Raw genomic sequence first — 19,783 nt, forward strand, 5'->3', positions numbered from 1 at the left:
CAACCTTATCACATCCTGCTGCCCCCCGCGACCTTGTGCTGCGGGGGGCAGTTGTGTTGTAAGCCCCCGGCCTGCCCTGCCCCCGCTCCGCCTTCCCCGGGCTCTGGCTGCTGCCGTCGGCTTGCCGGCCACCACGCTGGCCGCCACCTCAAGGGCGAGGAAAAGGGGACACGATAATATTAATGGCTTAATCTATGCTGCCATTGATTATATAGGCTCGGTATTCATATAATGATGGTATGCTTATTAATAAGCATACCTGAATCTAGCGCTATCAGGGGGCCTCATTAAAATCAGTAATAACAACTTTACTTTTACACATTCTCGGGCGGTATCGGGCTCAGATAGCGTTGGTATCTGTAATATAATAAAGAACAGATCTCAGGCTGTGATAGATAGTAGTTGTAAGTTCTAATAAGGATCGAATCCTTTGGCACACAACCCGAGCTACTGGTCGCTGATAATTGTACGGTAAAAGGGTTCGAGAAACCCCAACAACAAAAAGGCCCTTACTCGGTGATGAGTAAGGGCCTTTTTGTTGTTGGGGTCTAGACTACTAGCGCAGCCGGTCCATGCTGCGTACCAGCTGTTCGTCGCGGCGGATAAAGCGGTTGGCAAGCAGGTTGAGCAACAGAGCAAGAGTTGGGAGGTAGAACCCTGCTTCAAATACGCCAGGTATTTTGATATTTACCATTCGCTCCCCGATGCCTGAATAATAAAAGCCAGCTCCAATAGTGCCGACAATCAAAAGGAAATTTAGCATGCCCAGCTTCAACTGGTTGAAACGGTTACGGTACTGCGCTATTTCAAAGAAGGCCACAGCTGCGGACAAAGCTGATAAGGCGGCAATGGGCCACGTAGTGGTTGGAGCTGCCGCGTTCGGACCAGGATTAGTAAAGCTGAGAGTGGTAGCAGTCAGCACTACTGTTTGTTGGCTGCTGGGGTCCGTTTTGCTCCAGATGGGCAAGAACAGTACGCTAAGCATTGCCAAGGCAAGCAGCAGAAGGAACACGCTTTGGATTCTTTGTATCATCTTTGTGTTTTGAGAGTTCAGCTCTTGGATAAGCTGCCTATAGGGCTCGCAAAAGTAGCCAACAACGGCCGGAATAACCGCATTACAGACAATGCCTACTGCTTACATTGTGGACGCCGTCCGCACTCCGATTGGTAAATTTGGTGGCGCTCTAAGTAGCGTCCGCCCTGACGATATGGCTGCGCATGTATTGCGTGAGCTCCTGCGCCGCAACCCTTCCCTCGATAAGAACGCCATTGAAGATGTGCTGTTTGGGGCCGCAAACCAGGCGGGGGAAGACAATCGAAACGTGGCCCGTATGGCAGCGCTGCTAGCTGGCTTGCCTATTACGGTGCCGGGAGTTACGATTAACCGCTTGTGCGCTTCAGGCTTGCAGAGCATCATGGACGCCTCGCGCGCTATCCGGGCGGGAGAAGGTGACGTGTATCTGGCCGGAGGAGCCGAAAGCATGACCCGGGCTCCGTTTGTAGTAGCCAAGTCTGCTACGGCCTTCGCGCGGGACTTTACTGCCCATGACACTACCCTGGGGTGGCGCTTCGTGAATCCGAAGCTGGCCAAGATGCACCATCCCTACGCTATGGGCGAGACGGCGGAAAACGTTGCGCGCAAGTACAACGTCAGTCGGGAGGAGCAAGACCAGTATTCCTTTAACTCCCAACGTAAATATCAGCGGGCTTTCGAGAAAGGACGGTTCCGGCGGGAAATTGTCCCCGTCTTTATTCCACAGCCTAAGGGCGACACGGCGCTATTTGACCAAGATGAGCCACCTCGCTTGTCCAGCTTGGAAAAGCTGGCTACCCTGAAACCCGCGTTTCAGGTAGATGGTACCGTGACGGCGGGTAACTCGGCGGGTATTAACGACGGCGCTGCTGCTGTTCTGTTGGTGGGCGAAGATGCCCTGAAGCGGTATAACCTGAAGCCGATAGCGCGGGTAGTAGCTTCGGCCGTGGCCGGGGTTGATCCAGCCTATATGGGTTTGGGCCCCGTGCCCGCTACCCAAAAGGTGCTACAGCGTGCCGGCCTGACGCTGAATGATATGGATCTGATTGAACTCAACGAGGCCTTCGCTGCCCAGACAATTGCGTGCATTCGGGACTTGGATCTGGACATCGAAAAAGTAAACGTGAATGGCGGCTCTATTGCCATCGGGCACCCGCTTGGTGCTAGTGGCTCCCGCATTACGGCTACCCTTCTACACGAAATGCAACGTCGGGAAAACGTGCGTTACGGCCTGGCAACGATGTGCGTGGGCGTAGGCCAGGGTGCTGCCGTCATTTACGAGAAGCTCTAAACCCGCCGCGGCCACTTGCTAACATCCGAACTGGTGCCGCTATGCTACCTCCCCAGTTGTTGCCCACGCTTGCCCTGCCTGTAGCAGGAGCGCAGCTGCGGCCTTGGCACTTTTCCGATGCTCCGGCGCTGGCTCGACATGCCAACGACCGGAGCATTTGGCAAAACTTACGCGACACGTTTCCTTACCCGTACACCGCCAATGACGCGGCTTATTTCCTGGCTCGGGTAGCCGATAACCCCCGAGACCTGCACTTGGCAATCGACATGGAGGGAGAAGCAGTAGGTAGCATCGGCGTGCACTTTAAAACGGATGTGCGGCGGCGGTCAGCGGAAATAGGGTATTGGCTGGCCCAAGAACACTGGGGTAAAGGCATAGCTACGGCCGCTGTCCGGACGGTGACCAGTTACGTGCTGGCTCATTTCGACATCTGCCGGCTGTACGCAGTAGTATTTGCTACCAATCCGGCCTCTGGTAAGGTGCTGCAAAAAGCGGGTTACGAATTGGAGGCTCGCCTGCGACGTAGCATCGTGAAAGATGGGGAAGTGCTGGATTCTCTGCTGTACGCCCTGGTGGTGTAAGAGCATACTACCGCAATAAACAGCAGCTCTTCGCTATTACCATTCCTGTTACCACAGGCCGGCCGCTTTATTTTCTGTTTTCTACTCTACTACGTGCGCTACTTTCTTCACCTGGCCTACGATGGCACCCAATATCATGGCTGGCAGATTCAACCTCGTACCCTCACGGTGCAGCAGGAACTGGACCGCTGCCTTTCGCAGGTGCTCCGGCAGCCGGTGTACTGCCTGGGAAGTGGCCGTACGGATTCGGGCGTACACGCCAGCCACCAGGTAGCTCATTTCGATGCCGACCTACCGGCGGGGCTGGACCTGCCTACCTTTCTGTATCGGCTGAACCGGGCGCTACCCCGCGACATTCGGGCCCAACTCGTGCACGAAGTACCCGATCAGGCCCACGCCCGGTTCGATGCTCTGGCGCGCACCTACGAGTACCACGTGCGGACCGTGCCGGACCCTTTCGCGCCCAGCTTCAGCCTGTACCTGGACCGCGCCCCTGACGTAGCGGCTATGAACCAGGCCGCTGCCATGCTACTAGGGGCCCACGACTTTACTAGCTTCTCCAAGGTGAAGGGCAGCGAAAAGCACTACCTCTGCACTTGTTTTGAAGCCGGGTGGCACGAGGTGCCGGGTGGCCTGGTCTTCCGGATTCGGGCAAACCGCTTTGTTCGGGGCATGGTCCGGCTGATAGTTGGGACGCTGCTGACGGTGGGACGAGGAAAGATGAGTCCGCAGGAGTTCGGGGAAGTGTTCCGGAGCCTGAACCGGGTGCACGCGAGCGGGGCGGCCCTGGCCAATGGCTTGTTCCTGTGCCGGGTAGAATATCCGGCCGATATAGTCCCTGCTGCAGCGTTACCTACTGGTTTGCCGTACTTCTCCCGGGTGTAGGCCTCCCCGCAACAGCCCGGCTGGCTGCTCTATGGGTCTGAGGTATCTCACAATCGGCTGGCTGCCTTGTTACCCACTTACCCTTCCACCGCTACCCACCTCCATGGAGCAAGCTACTACGGCCACCAAAAGCGGCAACATTTTCGATTGGCAGGTTCTGCGCCGGCTTGTGGCCTACGTGCAGCCCTACCGGCGCGTATTCTACTTCCTGATTTTCCTGACCGTTGCCACCGCTATTCTCGGCACGCTGCGCCCCTTCCTGATTCAGCAAATGGTGGACGTATCCATTGAGCAGGGCGACTGGGCTGGGCTCAACCGCATGTTCGGGCTGCTGCTGGTGCTGCTGGTAGCCCACGCCATTGTTAGCTACCTACAAACCTACTTTGGTGGGTGGCTGGGCCAATACATCGTGCGCGACATCCGGGTTGACCTTTACAAGCACATCCTGGACCTGCGGCTTAAGTTCTTCGACAAAACCCCGATTGGCGTACTCGTGACGCGCAACATCTCCGACGTAGAAACCCTGTCGGACGTTTTTAGCGAAGGATTGGCGGCCATGATTGGCGACATTTTGCAGCTGGTGTTTATCGTCAGCTTCATGTTTTATATTGATTGGCGCCTGACCCTGGTGAGCCTCTCGGTAATTCCGCCTTTGCTGTTTAGCACCTACGTCTTCAAGGAGAAAGTAAAAAAGTCGTTTCAGGAAGTCCGGACGGCAGTGGCCAACTTAAACTCCTTTGTGCAGGAGCACCTGACGGGCATGAACGTGGTGCAAATCTTCAACAACGAAGAGCGGGAGTTTCGCAAGTTCAAGGCCATCAACCAGGAGCACACCCGCGCCAACATTCGCTCGGTGCTCTACTATAGCATTTACTTTCCCGTAGCCGAGGTGCTGGCCGCCGCCGGGGTAGGGCTGCTGGTGTGGTACGCCGCCCAGGGCCAGATTGAGGGCACTATCTCGAAGGGAGCCCTGATTGCTTTCATCATGTACAATGCCCTGTTCTTCCGTCCCATCCGCCAGATTGCCGACCGGTTTAATACCCTGCAGCTGGGCCTGGTGAGCACCGAGCGCCTACTGAAGCTATTGGACAGCAAGGAGCTAATTGCGGACAATGGCACCTACATTCCAACCAATCTGCGGGGTGATGTGGATTTCGAGCACGTGTGGTTTGCCTACAACGACGAGGAATGGGTGCTACGCGACGTGAACTTCTCAATCAAAGCGGGGCAGACGTACGCGTTTGTGGGGGCTACCGGAGCCGGCAAGACCAGCATCATCAACTTGCTGAGCCGTTTCTACGAAATCAATAAAGGCACTATCCGGATTGACGGCCGCGACCTGCGCGAGTATGACCTCAAGGATTTGCGTCGGCACGTTGGGGTAGTGCTGCAAGACGTGTTCCTCTTCGCCGGCGCCATCCGTGACAATATTACCCTCGGCAAAACCGATATTACCGACGCGCAGATCTGGGAAGCCGCCGATTTGGTGGGGGCCCGCCGCTTTATCGAGCGCCTGCCGGGCGGCCTGGATTATCAGGTGATGGAGCGCGGCGCCACGCTCTCGGTGGGGCAGCGCCAGCTCATCAGCTTTGTGCGGGCCATGGTGTACCAGCCCCGTATTATTATCCTGGATGAGGCTACCTCTTCCGTTGACTCCGAAACCGAGGAGCTTATTCAGCAGGCTATTGAGAAGCTCATGCAGGGCCGTACTTCCCTCGTTATTGCCCACCGCCTGAGCACCATCCAGAAGGCCGACCAGATTATTGTGCTGGACAAGGGCGAAATCAAGGAGACGGGCACCCACGAGGAGTTGCTGCGCCACCAGGGCTACTACGCCACGCTCTATCAAATGCAGTACAAAGGGGTCCTGTCGGCGGAGTAAGCAGCGTGACCGGCTTCGGCTGTTACCTTTGCGGCTGTTCTCCTACTACTTGCCTTCTCAGATTGCATGAATAAGATTTTCCTGGCTTTGGCCCTGTTGCTAACCGCTGGCTTTGCCGTGGCCTACTGGAAGATGGGTGGCTTTAAAGCGCCCGTCATTACCCTCGAAACAACGGCCAAGCCCTACTATCTGGCCGGCCGTTACTACGAAGGCCCCGCCAACGACGAAGCTTTCGGCAACCTGACCCGCGACGCCTACCAGTACCGCAAAGACGGCAAGCTGCGCGGCGACTTCGCTAACATCTTTTACAACAGTCCCGAAAGCTCGCGCGATGCTGCCAAGGTATTCGTAGGAGTTGTTGTCGCGGACACTACCTCGCAAACGCTGCCCACCAACTACCGCTACCGCACCTTTGCAGCTGGCCAGAAGGTAGTCCATGCCCGCGTAGATGCCAGCTACCTAGTGGCCCCCGATAAGCTCTATAACGGCATCAAGGAGTACGCCGCAGCCAATAAGCTGACGCTCCAGAATGTTTACCTGGAGCGTTTCCCTGACCAAGGGGAGCCAGAAGTACTGGCAGTTATTAAATAATGGCTCCATCTAAAAAGGAAAGCCCGTCCCGTGTATTTGGGATGGGCTTTCCTTTTTGAGAAGGTTTAAAGCAAAACCGCCCGCTAAACCAAAGTTCAGCGGGCGGTTATGAGGAGAGAGTACTAGTGTCGGGGTGGCAGGATTCGAACCTACGGCCTCGTCGTCCCGAACGACGCGCGCTACCGGGCTGCGCTACACCCCGAGGGATAGTGCCAGGGGGCACCACGGGTAATTACTCGTTGCTTTTGTCCGAAAAAAGCCTCCGGGTGGGGTTCCCAGAGGCTTTTCGAGCAAGTAACTCTTCGGTCGGAGTGGCAGGATTCGAACCTACGACCTCCAGCACCCCATGCTGGCGCGATACCAGGCTACGCTACACCCCGATAGAATTATGGCACAAATGTAAGCAGACCGGATGCTACCACGCAAGCTTTACCCGCTAAATTTATTGCTTGTGGCTGGTATTTCGTAGCTTTGGGAGCCCTACGCCGCGGCAGAAGGCTAGTGATGTGGTAGTTGCACGGATGAGGTCGTTAAAATAAAATAACTCTGCTGGCTGGCGCGTTTCTTGCTTCGGGTAGCCAAATGTCTGCTCAGTCGCCAATTTCTTGTGGCCGGAGTAGCAATTCCTTGCTTTATCAACACCGTATCGTTCATCATCTTCGTTTAGGAACGCGTATGAAAACTTTTACTTTCCTGGGTTGCCTGCTAGCCATGCTCACGCTGTTGCGGCCGGCGCAGGCGCAAACTACCAAGCCGGCTCCTGCGGCGGTAGCTTCGGCAGCCGTAACACCCGCACCCCCGGCCCTTATTACCGATAAGCTGGCTGACCCGACACCCAACACGGATGCGCTTAAGGTGCGGGCCGAAGCCAACCCGCTGACCAAGCGCCTGACCGTGCGCACCAACGCTACCGGCCCTACCCGCGTGGAGGTAAACGGTACCGACGGACGGCCCGTCATGACCCGCGACCTGATTTCGGGGGACGACGCTGCGGTGCTGGATGTAAGCAGACTGCCGGAAGGCACCTACCTCGTGCAGTGTACTTCCGGTGAGCGGCGGGGCATGAAGCGCGTTGTTATTGGGCAGTAAGTCCTGAGCAGAGTCTATATAAAAAGCAAACGCCCCCTACACGTCTGGTGTAGGGGGCGTTTGCTTTTTCGGGCTGACGTGAAGGCTAAACTTCCTCGCTCTGAAGCTGCCGCTCATAAAGGGCGCGGTACAGGCCGTTTTCGTCCTGCATCAGGTTTTCGTGGGTGCCGTGCTGCACAATCTGTCCATCGTCGAGCACCAGAATTTCGTCGGCTAGCTTTACCGACGACACGCGGTGGGAGATAATCAGGCTGGTGCGGTTGTGCATGATGCGCTGCAAGGCCCCCAGAATGGCATTCTCCGTATTCGTGTCTACGGCCGACAAGGCATCGTCCAGAATCAGGATTTTGGGCTCTTTCACTAAGGCCCGAGCAATGCTGACCCGCTGTTTCTGGCCGCCGGAGAGGGTAATGCCCCGCTCGCCCACTTTCGTGTCGAAGCCTTCCGGGAAGCGCAGGATGTTTTCGTACACGTTAGCATCCTTGGCGGCCTGGAGCATGCGCTCCTCGTCCGGAGCATCGAGGCCGAAGTTGATGTTGTTGCGGATGGAGTCGGAGAAGAGAAACACATCCTGGGGTACGTACCCGATCTGGCTGCGTAGGGAACGAAGTGACAGGTCGCGCACATCCACGCCGTCAATCAGGATGCGGCCGCTGGTTACATCGTAAAGGCGCGAGAGCACGGCGGCTACGGTGCTTTTGCCAGCGCCGGTGTTGCCAATGACGGCCAGCGTCTGGCCCGGCCGAATGCGGAACGAGACGTCGCGCAGGGCTTGAATGCCCGTGTCGGGGTAGGTGAAGGTGACGTGGTCGAACACAATGTCGCCCTGAATGTCCAGCTCCCGATTCTGCTGGGACACGATGTCCGTCTGCTGGTGCATGAACTCGTTGATGCGGGCCTGCGAGGCTTCGGCGCGCTGCACCAGAGAACTGGTCCAGCCCAGGGCCGTAACGGGCCAGGTGAGCAGGTTCACGTAAATCAGAAACTCCGCAATGCTGCCCGTAGTAATGGTGCCGCGAATTACTTCCTGCCCGCCCAGCCACACCGTAACAATGGTGCTGATGCCCACCAAAAACAGAATCAGCGGGAAAAACAGGGAGTTCACGAAATTCAAACTCAGGGACTTCTGCTTGTAGTGCTCCGAAGCCTCCGCGAACTGCCGGTGCGAGTCCTCCTCGCGCACAAAGGACTTCAGCACCCGAATTCCGGAAAACGCCTCCTGCACAAACGTGGTCATGGACGCCAGGGAGCGTTGAATCTCATCGGACTTCTTCTCAATCAGGTTGTTGACATAGAAGATGCTCACGCTCAGGATGGGTAGGGGCAGCAGCGTGTAGAGCGTCAGCTTCACGTTCACCATGAGCATGAGCGGCACGATGAGCACGAAGAGAATCACGAGCTGCATAAAGTACATGAGGGCCGGCCCAATGTACATGCGCACCCGCCCCACGTCCTCCGATATTCTGGACATCAGGTCGCCGGTGCTGTGGCGGCGGTAGAAGGAGAGGGGTAGGGACTGGTAGTGCTGGTAGATTTCGTTTTTCTGGTCGTTTTCCACGTGCCGGCTCATCACAATGAGCGTCTGGCGCATGAAGAACAGAAAGATACCGCGCAGCAAGGCCATCAGCAGGATGAGCACCCCGTAGAGCAGCACGTTGCGCCCGAACAGCTCATAGACGCCGCTCTGGGCCCGGGTGCCAGCGTAGAGGTGATATAAGTCGATGCCCTCACTGACCAGGTCGAAGGCGTAACGTACAATCTGGGCCGGGAAAATGGCCAGCAGCGTACTAAGCGCCACGAAAAGCACTCCGCCGAGGAAGTGCCACTTGTAGCGCAGCAGGTATTTATTGGTTGCGGAGAGGGCGCGCACGAGGGGAAGTTAGAAAGTACAAGGACGGGGAAGAACGTCGGACCGTTGCCAGGAGGTAGGAGCTACTGCCAACTACTCCCTGCCGCCAACCGAAACTCCGTGTGACGCCAGGGCAACCCATCAGATTGGCAATGGCGGCCGGAAAAGAATAGAAGTTTGGCAAGTAGAAAGTTAAAACGCTGCAAAAGGGTTTCAGTAGGGCGCCTGCCGGGCGGCTAACCGATTCGGCCCCACGGCGCTAAACCCTGGGAAAAGACGGTTACCGGCTGGTTGAAGTCGGAAAATCGGAGTACTTTTGCACCCGCATTGCGGGAGCCCCCGGGGGAGAGTAAAGCTGCGCGTATCCTTGAACGACGGGAAAATAGCCACTGGGCGTTGCCATTTGTTTAAGCGAGCTGCGAAGTGAATTTCTTCCGGAAAGCCAGCCGTAAAGGTACAACAACCACCCCACCCCCATTTCTTTTTCCACCCTACGTATGGTAGAAACGAAAGTGTTGACCGAAACGTCGGTCTTCGGGCAAATTGCCGAGCATCAGCATGAGCAGGTAGTGTTCTGCCACGACCACGAAACGGGCCTGCGCGCCATCATTGGTATTCATAACACGGTGCTGGGCCCCGCGCTGGGCGGCACGCGCATGTGGCACTACACTTCGGAGGCCGAGGCCCTGAACGACGTGCTCCGCCTCTCGCGCGGCATGACCTACAAGGCGGCTATTTCCGGCCTGAATCTGGGTGGGGGCAAGGCCGTTATCATCGGCGACGCCAAAACCATGAAGACCGAAGCCTTGCTGCGTAAGTTTGGCCGCTTCGTGCAGAATTTGAATGGCAAGTACATCACGGCCGAGGACGTAAACATGACCACCAAGGACATGGAGTACATCCGGATGGAAACGCGGCACGTGTCGGGCCTGCCCGAGAGCATGGGCGGCAGCGGCGACCCGTCGCCGGTGACAGCCTACGGCACCTACATGGGCATGAAAGCCGCCGCTAAAAAAGCGTTCGGCTCCGACTCCCTGGCCGGCAAGCGCATTGCGGTGCAGGGCGTGGGCCACGTAGGAACCTACCTGCTGGAATACTTGCAGAAGGAAGGCGCCAAGCTGGTACTCACCGATTACTACGAAGACCGCGCCCTGGAAGCCGCCGCCCGCTTCGGGGCCAAAGCCGTGGGCCTGGACGAAATCTACGACCAGGACGTAGACATCTACTCGCCCTGCGCGCTGGGTGCTACCCTCAACGACGACACCCTGCGCCGCCTGAAGTGCCAGGTAGTAGCCGGCTGCGCCAACAACCAGCTGGCCAACGAGAACGTGCACGGTCCGGCCCTGGTGGAGCAAGGCATTGTGTACGCCCCCGACTTTCTCATCAATGCCGGCGGCCTCATCAACGTCTGCTCCGAAGTGCAGGGTGGCAACCGCGAGTCGGTGATGACCCAAACGGAGCGCATCTACGACATTACCACTCAGGTGCTGAACCGCGCCGCCCAGGAAGGCAGCCACCCCCAGGCCGCCGCTACCCGCCAGGCCGAGGAGCGTATCGCCGCCATCGGCAAGGTTAAATCAACGTATTAAATAGCGAGTGAGTGAATGAGTGATTAAGTGAAGTGGTTGTTCTAATAAGCCATTCGCTACCTCACTCATTCACTCATTTACTCATTCACTTCCCATAGAATGCTCAACCGTCGCACGCTTCGCATCAAGGTCATGCAGGCCCTGTACGCCTACCATCAGGCCGTCGGGTCCGATTTTTTATTGGCCCTCGACCAGATTGCGGATGCTTTCGCGCCCGATTTGAACTCGCCGGAGCCCCAGGACCGCAAGCAGCTGCAGGGCCAGCGCAAGATGGCTGAGGTCATTTTCAAAGAGTGGCACAAAACCGCCGAGCAGCCGGAGCCTACCGAGGATGCGGACGTGAACGACGCCGTAAAAGAAGCCATCAAGTACTACCAGAAGGCCGTAGCCAAGGACGCTACCTACTACGGAGGCCAGATGGTGCACGCTGCCGAGAGCATTCACGACCAGTACATTCACCTGCTCAATATTCCGGAGGCGCTGCTGCAGGTAATTGAGGAAGAGAAGGTGCGCGACTCGCGCCGGTTTACGGCGGCCAAGGAGCCCTTGCTGGATGCTACCCGTTTGCTGGAAAACCCGGTAATTGAGAAGCTCATCAACAACCTGCAGCTGCAGGACCTGACCATCCGCCGCTCCTTGAAGTGGCACGGCGAGGACGAGCTGGACGCCCTGCGCAACGCCTGGCGCAACGAAATGAAGCAGGACCCGGAGCTGCTGAGCTACCTGGCGGCCCCGGCCGGCAACTACCAGCAGGACCAGGAAATTCTGAAGCACATCTACAAAACCTACGTGTTCAAGGGCGAGAGCCTGCCGGCCTACATCGAGGAGGACGACCTGAACTGGGAGGAAAACCGCGCCATCGTGAAAAACCTGGTGGTGAAAACCGTCAAGATGCTCGACGAGGCGGCCGATGAAAACCTGGTGCTCATGTCCCTGTCGGCTAACTGGCAGGAGGATAAGGAGTTTGCCGAAAGCCTCTACAAGCAAACCCTGGCCGACGACGAGAAGTACGAGAAGCTGATTGCCGAATCGGTGCAGAACTGGGACGTGGAGCGCGTAGCCCTGACCGACAAGATTCTACTGAAAATGGCCCTCTGTGAGATGCACCTGTTCCGGGCCATTCCGGTGAAAGTGACCATCAACGAGTACATCGAAATTAGTAAGATGTACTCTACGCCCAAGAGTAAGCAGTTTGTAAACGGGATTCTGGATAAATTGGCGCAGGATCTGACGGCTAGCGGTGCCATCCGCAAGTCGGGCCGGGGCTTGCTGGACAACCAGTAAGCTGGCGACGTAGACCCAAGGGCAGGAAGCAGAAGTTATATTCAGCTTTTTATATATCCTGCGCCGGAGTTCTACGTACGTATCCGTACTCCCTGTCTTACTTCTCACCCTCCGTACTCATTTCCTTTCATCATGGGTAGCAAAACCACTACCGGCATTCTGTGCTTTGCCGGCGGCGCCCTCACCGGGGCCGTTATCGGACTACTGTACGCACCTGAAAAAGGCCGCGAAACGCGCAGCTGGCTTAGCTACCAGCTGGAAAAGTACCGCGAAACCCTGGCTGAGCTAACCGAGAACCTGGTAACCAGCCGCGCCGACCAAGGCCCCAGCTCCGCCAAGAGCGAAGGCCAGCGCGTGATTCAGGACGCCAAGAGCAAGGCTGAGCAGCTGCTCGGCGACGTTGATCAGCTGATTAACCAGATCAACTCCCGGAAAACGGTATAACCAGATGCCCTGAGTACCCGATGTGCTGATAAGCTGATAGGCAGGTTCCTGCCGGCAGCTTATCAGCACATCTTCATTTTTAGTACCCGCCAATGCTGGGTACCTTTGTATCATAGTGTGGGGGTGCCCGAAGCATGTAGCAATACGGGCCGCCGGCACTTCCAAGGGTAATGCCAGCATCTGGCTGCCGCCGCTAGCCACTTGCTGAGGCCGGCGCAGCCGCTACCCCTTGGGTTGCCCACCACCCGAAATTGCCCATTAACCCCAACTCAATAGAATGCATCTCATCACTCTCATTCCCGGCGACGGCATTGGCCCCGAAATCACGAAAGCAGTAACCGACATTTTCGCGGCGGCGCAGGTGCCGGTGCAGTGGGAGGAGCAGAACGCGGGCCAGACCACCTTCGACCAGTCGGGCGAGCTGATTCCGCAGGCCCTGCTCACGTCGCTGGAGAAAAACAAGGTAGCCTTGAAAGGCCCCATCACCACGCCCGTCGGCAAGGGCTTCCGCTCCATCAACGTTACGCTGCGCCAGAAGTACGACCTCTACCAGAACGTGCGTCCTTCCAAAACCACGGAAGGCATCCAAACCCGCTACTCGGGTATCGACCTGGTGCTGTTCCGCGAAAATACCGAGGGCCTGTACGCTGGCCTCGAAATCTTCGATGAGCACAACGGCATCGGCGACTCCATTGCCCGCGTATCGGTGACGGGTGCCCGCAAAATCTGCCGCGCCGCCTTTGCTTACGCCGCCAAGCACGGCCGCAAAAAGGTAACGCTGGCCCACAAAGCCAACATTCTGAAAGTGCCCGGCAAAATTATGCTGGATGCTGCCCAAGAAGCGGCCCGCGAGTTTCCGCAGGTGCAGTACGAGGACAAGATCATCGACAACATGTGCATGCAGCTGGTCACCAAGCCGGAGCAGTTCGATGTAATTGTGACTACCAACCTGTTCGGGGACATTCTGTCCGACCTCTGCGCCGGCCTGGTAGGTGGGCTAGGGGTAGTGTCGGGCGCCAACATCGGCGACGACATGGCCATCTTCGAAGCTGTGCACGGCTCGGCCCCCGACATTGCCGGCCAAGGCAAAGCCAACCCTACGGCCCTGCTGCGCTCGGCCTTGATGATGCTGCACCACATTGGCGAGCATGAGCACGCCAACAACATTGAGCGGGCTTTGGAGACGACGCTGCAGGACAAACAGAAGTGCACCGGTGACCTCGGCGGCAGCGCTTCAACCAGCGAGTTTGCCCAGGCCATCATCAACAACCTGAACAAGTAGCACCGCAAAGGAGACGGGTAAGTTGACGGTTAAAACGGGGTGAGGCTGGGGCGAATGGCCCCGGGTCTCTATCTGTTCCAGCCCTCAACTTATCCGCTCAATTTGGGGTTAATACTGTACTTTCACGGTAGTAAACGTCTTTCTACTAAGCTGCTGGCTTCTAATCAGGTCAGCTTCTTTTTCCGATTAACATGAAACGCAATCTGTTTTCAGCTTTCCTGCTTTCCGGCGCGCTGCTGCTGGGTGCTTGTAACAACAACAAGGCCGATGTAGGCACCGAAGGCATGAACGCCGCCGCCGCCAACGCCAATGAGGCCGTGGCCAACCCAGTAGTTGACAACCCGAACGTCACCAACGAAACCGCCGCCCCGAACCCGAACGCCCCCGTGATGAGCTTTGCCGTAGCCGAGCACGATTTCGGGGATATTAAGCCCGGCGAAGTGGTAAAGCATACCTTCGAGTTCACCAACACCGGCAAGTCGCCGCTGCTGATTGAAAACGCCACGGCTTCCTGCGGCTGCACTACCCCCAACTGGACCAAGGAACCCATTGCGCCCGGCGCCAAAGGCACCATCGACGTGCAGTTTGACTCGCACGGCAAAATGGGCATTCAGAACAAGGAGGTAGCCATTCAGGCTAACACCCAGCCCAGCATCACGAAAGTGGTGATTAAGGCCAACATTCTCCCCGACGGCCAGAACGGTCCCACGCGCTAAGCCAGCGCCGGCGTAGTAGCCTGTCATCGGCAGTAAGCCTGTAGGGTTTGCTGCCGATGACAGGCTTTTCTTTCCTTCCTGATTCCACAGCTCATGTTTGCCACGCTTCTGCTCCAAGCCACGCCTACCTCCAGCGGCCTAATTTCCTACCTGCCGCTCGTGGCCATGGTAGTGGTGATGTACTTCTTCATGATTCGGCCCCAGCAGCGCCGCTCCGCCGAAGCCAAAAAATTCCGGGCGTCCCTGGCCAAAGGGGCTAACGTGGTGACCATTGGGGGCCTGCACGGCCGGGTAGTCGACGTAAACGAAGACACCGTGACGGTGGAAGTAGACAAAGGCGTGCGCCTGCGCTTCGACCGCTCGGCCATTGCCCGCGAGGTCGTCAGCAAAAGCGCTACCCCCACCGTGTAATTTCTAGTTTCCGGCATCCCGAAGCAGAAGTTTCGCTCGCACCAAAGCGGCAAGGTTAGTACCTTGTTGCACCAGTATCTGCTGGTTGGGCGAGGTGAAGCCCTGCTTCGGGATACTCGTTTTCTTCCCTAACTACCCTGCTCGTGCCCTCTGCCCGTCCTGACCGTGTGCTGCGCTGGTTTGTGAACCCGTTTTACGGGCAGGAGCGGAGCTATTGGCGGGCCGTGACGGCGTGTTTTCTGGTGGCCAGCACGTTCTGGCTGCTCAACGCCCTCAACAAAACCTACACCACCCGCATTACCTACCCCCTGGCGTGGCGCTACGATAACAGCCGCTTTATTCCGGTGCAGCCCCTGCCCAAAGAAGTACCCGTGAACGTGACCGGGCGGGGCTGGAAGCTGTTGCGCCGCCAGCTCATGCTGGACGTGAAGCCGGCCGAGCTGACCCTGAGTGCCCCGGCCGCTACCCGCTACGTTACCGCCCGGGTTATTCGGCCGGCCCTGCAGCAGGCCATGGAGGGGCTCCAGTTCAACTACCTGCTCTCCGATACGCTGTGGGTGGAGCTGGACCGGCTGGTGAGCCGGCGGCTGCCCCTGGGCCTGAGCCCCGCCACCGATGGGGCGGCGCTGCCCTACGATGCCCGGTTTGAGCCCGCCAGTGTGGTATTCCGGGGCCCGGCCAGTAAGGTGAACTACCTGCCTGCTCCCTACCCCGTGCACTTGCCCCAGGCTCCCGCCGGCTCCTCCACGGGTGATATTCGGGTGCCCATTGGCGGGCCCGATTTAGTGCAAACCAACGTGCAGGATGTACGTGTACGCCTACTGCGCCGGCCCGTCGTGACGGTGCCGGTGGAGGTGGTGCCGGAACTCCTGGATGCTCCCGCGGGTCACGTCTACCGCTTTTCGCCCGCTACCGTGCACGTGCGGCTGCAGTTTTTCCCCGAGGATACCGTGGGCTTTCAGCGCAAGCAGGTGCGGGTGCAACTGCATTACGGGCAGTTCACCAACCGCGACTCCAGCCTGCGCCCCTTCCTGGCCGAAAAGCCGGCCCAGGCGCGGGGCTATTTGGTGCTCACGCGCGGGGTACAGGTGCATCGGGTAGAGCAGTAAGGCTACCCGGAATACTTCAACAGAGGAAGTGATGCTAAAAATTGGAATTACCGGCGGAATAGGGTCCGGGAAAAGTGTGGTGTGCCGCCTGTTTCAGGTGCTGGGCGCACCGGTGTACGATTCCGATGCCCGTGCCAAATGGGTTATGGCCCACCACCCGCAGCTGCGGGAGGAACTCACGGCCGCCTTCGGCCCCGAAACGTTCGATGCGCAGGGCCAGCTAAACCGCACCTACCTGGCCCGCGTGGCTTTCCCCGACCCCGCCCAATTGGCCCGCCTCAACGCCCTGGTGCACCCCCACGTAGGCCGCGACTTTGAAACCTGGGCCGCTGCCCAACAAGCGGCCGGCCACCCCTACCTTCTCAAGGAAGCCGCCCTGCTCTACGAATCCGGGGCCTACCAGCAGCTACACCGCATCATCACCGTATTTGCCCCCCTGGAAATCCGCCAGGCCCGGGTGCTCCACCGCGACCCGCACCGCACCCCGGATGATATTCTGGCCATCATCGGCAAGCAGCTCAGCGAGGAGGAGAAAATCCGCCGGGCCGACTACGTCATCCACAACGACGACCACCACCTGCTGCTGCCGCAGGTGCTGCAACTGGACCAGAAGTTTAGGAGCGGTGAAACGAGGATTCAGTGATTTTAAACTGCTTGTCATCCTGAGCGGGAGCGAAGGACCTTACCACGCCGAAACGAGTCGTTGCTACAACCTCGTGTCGTGATAAGGTCCTTTGCTGCGCTCAGGATGACAAGCGGTTTTGTGTGAGGGCTTAAGTTTTTCCCTTACTCACCAATTCACCAACTCACTCATTCACCGAATGATGGGGCTGCGCTCGAAGGGGCGGGCGCGGTCGAAGAGGTAGCGGTAGGTGACGTGGGTTTTGTGAATGCGGGCCCCAATAGAGCGGGTAACGGCCAGCATCCGGGGGTTGAAGTCGCCAATCCAGTTCATTTCGATATCGGTGTAGCCGGCGCGCATGAACTCGGCGCGGGCGTGCACCATCAGGGCCGACTCGATGCCTTTGCCCTGCCACTCGGGCACTACCCCGAAGATGACGCCGAACATTTTTTTGTCGGGGCGCTGGTCATACTTCCGCTTTTCCCAGAGAAAGCGCAGTTTGCCCCAGAGGTTGAAGTTGCGGCCCACGTGCTTGAAAATCTGGTTGAGTTCGGGCAGGCTCACAAAGAAAGCAATGGGCTCCTCGTGGTGGTAGGCAAACCACAGCAGGCGCTCATCCACTACGGGCTTCATCTCCTTTACCAGGGCCCGGGCTTTTTCCAGGGGCATGGGATTAACGCCGCTGTGGTTGGCCCAGGCCAGGTTATAGACGTGGTGAAAGTCGCGGGCCAGCTTCTCGGCGTTGCGCTTCTGGGCGTGCTGAAAACGGAATTCTGGGTACTGCTGGGCGTATTTCACGGCGTCCCGGCTGAAGCTCTCGTGCAGGGGGGCGGCTACTTCGCGGTAGCAGGTGTATTGCTTGAAAAAGACCTGAAAGCCGTACTGCTCAAACAGTTGCTGGTAGTAGGGCAGGTGGTAGAACATGCCGTAGTTGGGCTCCGTGAAGCCCGCCGTCAGCAGGCCCCAGTACCGGTCCCGCTCCCCAAAGTTGATGGGGCCGTCCATGGCTTGCAGGCCGCGCTGGCTGAGCCACTGCCGGCAGGCGTCGAACAGCACATTAGCCGCCGCTTGGTCGTCGATGCACTCGAAAAAGCCCATGCCACCCACGGGCAATGTCGGGTCGGTTTGGGGCGTTTCGTGGTTGATAAAAGCCGCTACCCGTCCGATTACCGTGCCGGCCTCACTGGTCAAAATCCAGCGGATGGCCTCACCGTTGGCAAAGCTATGGTTGCGCTGCGGGTCGAAAACAGCTTCTATTTCGTGGTCAAGCGGGGCAATCCAGTTGGGCTGATCCTGGTACAGGCGCGCGGGCAAGTCCAGAAACTGACGAATATGCTGGGGAGAAGAAACTTCAAGCAGAAGAGGCATGGACAAGAAAGGCAGAATAAGGAAAAGACAGCCCGGTTCGGGCGGGTTAGGGGCCGGGCCGTCGGAAAACGGAAACCAGGGTAATACCCTGTACGCGGCGGCAATATACTTCCGGGCCTATGCTGCTGGGGTAAGCAGCCGGGTGCCAGCGGTAGGTAGTCAGAAAGTAGCGGGCCTGCTCCAGGGGCACCATGCGCAAACGGGCGCGCTGGGTGGGCGGCAGCAGCAGCTGGGCGTTGTGCAGCATCAGGCCCGTGCGCGGGTCGGTGGCTACGGGTACCGTGGCGCTGGAGTCGTGGTCCAGGATCCATTGCAGCCCTTCCCGCCCGGAAAGGCCCCAGTAGTCGCGCTCAAACAGGCGGCCGGCCACGGGACCGGGCAGGAAGCTGTAGTACATGTTTTGGTAAGGATGGTCGAGGACCATGCGCAGGGCCGGTTGGCCTACTCCCAGCGCCAGCAGCCCCGCCGCCCCGTAGCCCAGCCCCCGCACTACCGGCCCGGAGGCAGGGGTAGCGCGCCAGTAGTGCCAGGCCGCTTGCAGGCCCCGCCCGGCCAGCAGCAGCAGGGCCGGATACACGAAGTACAGGTGGCGCCACCCATCATACAGCACGGAGTTGAGCAGAATAACGGCTCCCAGCGGCCCAAAAAACCAGGCCAGCATCAGCAGGTCGGCCCGGCCAATGGTGGAAGCCAGCCACGCCCCGGGCCGGCGCAAAGCCTGCGCGGCCACTACCCCCACGCCCACCCCAAATAGTACGGAGTAGGGCAGGGGCGTAGTCACCAGCAGCCACACCGGCGCGTAGTGCCAGGGCAGGTGCTGAATGGAAATTTCCTGGCCCAGGTACACGGTTAGCATTTCGGCGCGGTAGCGGCTGAAACTTTGGAAAGCCGATAGAAAGTTGCCCACCGGATTTTCCCAGAGGTAGGGCCAACCTGCCACTACCACGGCCGCCGTCAGGGGAACAAACACCGCCAAACTGGTGGCTAGTTGGCGCCGCTCTGCGGGCCGAAACCACGCTTCCAGGCCCGCAAAGCCCACCGTAAGGCCCAGCAGCAGTACGCCCATGGTGCGCACGTCAATGGCCGCGCCCACGGCCAGGGCGTGCACGGCCGCGTGCCGCCAGATAGGTTGCCGGAGCCAGCGCCGGAGGGTAGCAATGCCGAGCGTGAAAAATCCCAGAAACACTACATCCTTGTAATTATAAAACGACTCGGCAAATAGCCGCGGGGAAAGCACCAGGGCCGCCGCAATAAGCAGGCCCCAGCGCCAGCTGCCAAGGTAGCCCGTCGCCACCCGGTACAGGGCGTAGGTACCGGCCACGCAGGTCAGCCAGATAACCAGGTGGCGCAGGAAATACACGTCCCGGGAATCCTCGGCGCCGGCTACTTTTTCCAGTACTACCAGCGGCAGCTGATACAGCACTCCGTGGTCGGCGTCCGAGTTTTCGCTCATGTCCGGAATTTCTGCGAACGTAGGCTGTCGCCGGGCCAGTTCCGGGGCCAGGCGCAAGGCCACGTATTTGGCGTTGATGATGCCATTCAGCCGGTCGAGTTGCTCATCCCAGCCTACCCCGTAGTCGCGGTGCAGGGCCACGCCCAGCAGCACCAGCACCCCGAAGAAACTGCCTACCACCCAGCGGGCCCACGGGCCAGTGGAAGCGGGAAGGCGGGGCGGAACGGAAGCGGGCATAAATGGGGAGGCGAGGAAAGCGGAAAACGCGGCTAAATTCGGCAATTCATTGCCAACTCACGCTTTA

Annotated in this window: 18 protein-coding genes and 2 tRNA genes; 14 read left to right on the forward strand and 6 right to left on the reverse strand. The window is 58.5% G+C overall.

All coding sequences use genetic code 11. From position 1 onward, the window contains the following. Positions 1-556 precede the first annotated feature (556 nt). Entirely contained in the window at positions 557-1,033 is a 477-nt protein-coding gene (locus tag IEW18_RS10030) for a DUF4293 family protein (RefSeq protein ID WP_188557722.1), read from the reverse strand. Between the two features lie 91 nt (positions 1,034-1,124). Between IEW18_RS10030 and IEW18_RS10035 the strand changes: the two genes are divergently transcribed. The 5 genes from IEW18_RS10035 to IEW18_RS10055 all read left to right on the forward strand — a co-directional run bounded on the left by IEW18_RS10035 (position 1,125) and on the right by IEW18_RS10055 (position 6,263). Beyond that, a complete protein-coding gene (locus IEW18_RS10035) occupies positions 1,125-2,324 on the forward strand; it encodes a thiolase family protein (RefSeq protein ID WP_188557723.1) in 1,200 nt (399 codons plus the stop codon). Positions 2,325-2,365: 41 nt separating this feature from the next. Next, on the forward strand, positions 2,366-2,905 hold the full coding sequence (locus IEW18_RS10040) for a GNAT family N-acetyltransferase (RefSeq protein ID WP_188557724.1): 540 nt from the start codon (positions 2,366-2,368) through the stop codon (positions 2,903-2,905). A 93-nt stretch (positions 2,906-2,998) separates the two neighbouring features. Beyond that, the gene (truA, locus tag IEW18_RS10045) at positions 2,999-3,790 is read left to right on the forward strand and encodes a tRNA pseudouridine(38-40) synthase TruA (protein ID WP_188557725.1); all 792 of its coding nucleotides are present in this window, start codon (positions 2,999-3,001) and stop codon (positions 3,788-3,790) included. Between the two features lie 103 nt (positions 3,791-3,893). After that, positions 3,894-5,672 carry an ABC transporter ATP-binding protein gene (locus tag IEW18_RS10050; RefSeq protein WP_188557726.1) on the forward strand — a complete coding sequence of 593 codons (1,779 nt, stop codon included), beginning with the start codon at positions 3,894-3,896 and terminating at the stop codon, positions 5,670-5,672. Between the two features lie 66 nt (positions 5,673-5,738). Next, positions 5,739-6,263: a hypothetical protein gene (locus IEW18_RS10055; RefSeq protein WP_188557727.1), complete on the forward strand. Its 525-nt coding sequence runs from the start codon at positions 5,739-5,741 to the stop codon at positions 6,261-6,263. A 128-nt stretch (positions 6,264-6,391) separates the two neighbouring features. Here IEW18_RS10055 and IEW18_RS10060 read toward each other — a convergent pair. After that, positions 6,392-6,465, reverse strand: a tRNA-Pro gene (locus IEW18_RS10060). A 104-nt stretch (positions 6,466-6,569) separates the two neighbouring features. Continuing rightward, a tRNA-Pro gene (locus tag IEW18_RS10065) sits at positions 6,570-6,643 on the reverse strand. 295 nt (positions 6,644-6,938) lie between these two features. Between IEW18_RS10065 and IEW18_RS10070 the strand changes: the two genes are divergently transcribed. Then, complete coding sequence (locus tag IEW18_RS10070) at positions 6,939-7,352, forward strand: T9SS type A sorting domain-containing protein (RefSeq protein WP_188557728.1); 414 nt, start codon at positions 6,939-6,941, stop codon at positions 7,350-7,352. An 85-nt stretch (positions 7,353-7,437) separates the two neighbouring features. Here the strand turns inward: IEW18_RS10070 and IEW18_RS10075 are convergent, their stop codons facing one another. Continuing rightward, complete coding sequence (locus tag IEW18_RS10075; protein ID WP_188557729.1) at positions 7,438-9,222, reverse strand: ABC transporter ATP-binding protein; 1,785 nt, start codon at positions 9,220-9,222, stop codon at positions 7,438-7,440. A gap of 476 nt (positions 9,223-9,698) precedes the next feature. Between IEW18_RS10075 and IEW18_RS10080 the strand changes: the two genes are divergently transcribed. The 8 genes from IEW18_RS10080 (at position 9,699) to coaE (ending at position 16,679) form a co-directional block, all read left to right on the forward strand. Next, positions 9,699-10,790, forward strand: a complete 1,092-nt coding sequence (locus IEW18_RS10080; RefSeq protein ID WP_188557730.1) for a Glu/Leu/Phe/Val dehydrogenase dimerization domain-containing protein — start codon at positions 9,699-9,701, stop codon at positions 10,788-10,790. A 99-nt stretch (positions 10,791-10,889) separates the two neighbouring features. Continuing rightward, complete coding sequence (nusB, locus tag IEW18_RS10085; RefSeq protein WP_188557731.1) at positions 10,890-12,074, forward strand: transcription antitermination factor NusB; 1,185 nt, start codon at positions 10,890-10,892, stop codon at positions 12,072-12,074. 132 nt (positions 12,075-12,206) lie between these two features. Continuing rightward, positions 12,207-12,518: a YtxH domain-containing protein gene (locus IEW18_RS10090; RefSeq protein ID WP_188557732.1), complete on the forward strand. Its 312-nt coding sequence runs from the start codon at positions 12,207-12,209 to the stop codon at positions 12,516-12,518. A 277-nt stretch (positions 12,519-12,795) separates the two neighbouring features. Next, a complete protein-coding gene (locus tag IEW18_RS10095) occupies positions 12,796-13,800 on the forward strand; it encodes an isocitrate/isopropylmalate dehydrogenase family protein (protein WP_188557733.1) in 1,005 nt (334 codons plus the stop codon). A gap of 191 nt (positions 13,801-13,991) precedes the next feature. After that, complete coding sequence (locus IEW18_RS10100; RefSeq protein ID WP_188557734.1) at positions 13,992-14,516, forward strand: DUF1573 domain-containing protein; 525 nt, start codon at positions 13,992-13,994, stop codon at positions 14,514-14,516. Between the two features lie 93 nt (positions 14,517-14,609). Then, a complete protein-coding gene (yajC, locus tag IEW18_RS10105) occupies positions 14,610-14,927 on the forward strand; it encodes a preprotein translocase subunit YajC (protein ID WP_188557735.1) in 318 nt (105 codons plus the stop codon). Between the two features lie 143 nt (positions 14,928-15,070). Continuing rightward, the gene (locus tag IEW18_RS10110; protein ID WP_188557736.1) at positions 15,071-16,036 is read left to right on the forward strand and encodes a YbbR-like domain-containing protein; all 966 of its coding nucleotides are present in this window, start codon (positions 15,071-15,073) and stop codon (positions 16,034-16,036) included. A gap of 31 nt (positions 16,037-16,067) precedes the next feature. Further along, on the forward strand, positions 16,068-16,679 hold the full coding sequence (gene coaE, locus IEW18_RS10115) for a dephospho-CoA kinase (RefSeq protein WP_188557737.1): 612 nt from the start codon (positions 16,068-16,070) through the stop codon (positions 16,677-16,679). A gap of 171 nt (positions 16,680-16,850) precedes the next feature. On the opposite strand, the gene IEW18_RS10120 is transcribed toward coaE, so the two are convergent. After that, positions 16,851-18,026: a GNAT family N-acetyltransferase gene (locus IEW18_RS10120; protein ID WP_188557738.1), complete on the reverse strand. Its 1,176-nt coding sequence runs from the start codon at positions 18,024-18,026 to the stop codon at positions 16,851-16,853. Between the two features lie 46 nt (positions 18,027-18,072). Continuing rightward, positions 18,073-19,716 (reverse strand): glycosyltransferase family protein, encoded by a 1,644-nt coding sequence (locus IEW18_RS10125; protein ID WP_188557739.1) that lies wholly within the window; start codon positions 19,714-19,716, stop codon positions 18,073-18,075. Positions 19,717-19,783: the final 67 nt, after the last annotated feature.

The sequence above is a fragment of the Hymenobacter glacieicola genome (assembly GCF_014640315.1).
Classification (GTDB): domain Bacteria; phylum Bacteroidota; class Bacteroidia; order Cytophagales; family Hymenobacteraceae; genus Hymenobacter; species Hymenobacter glacieicola.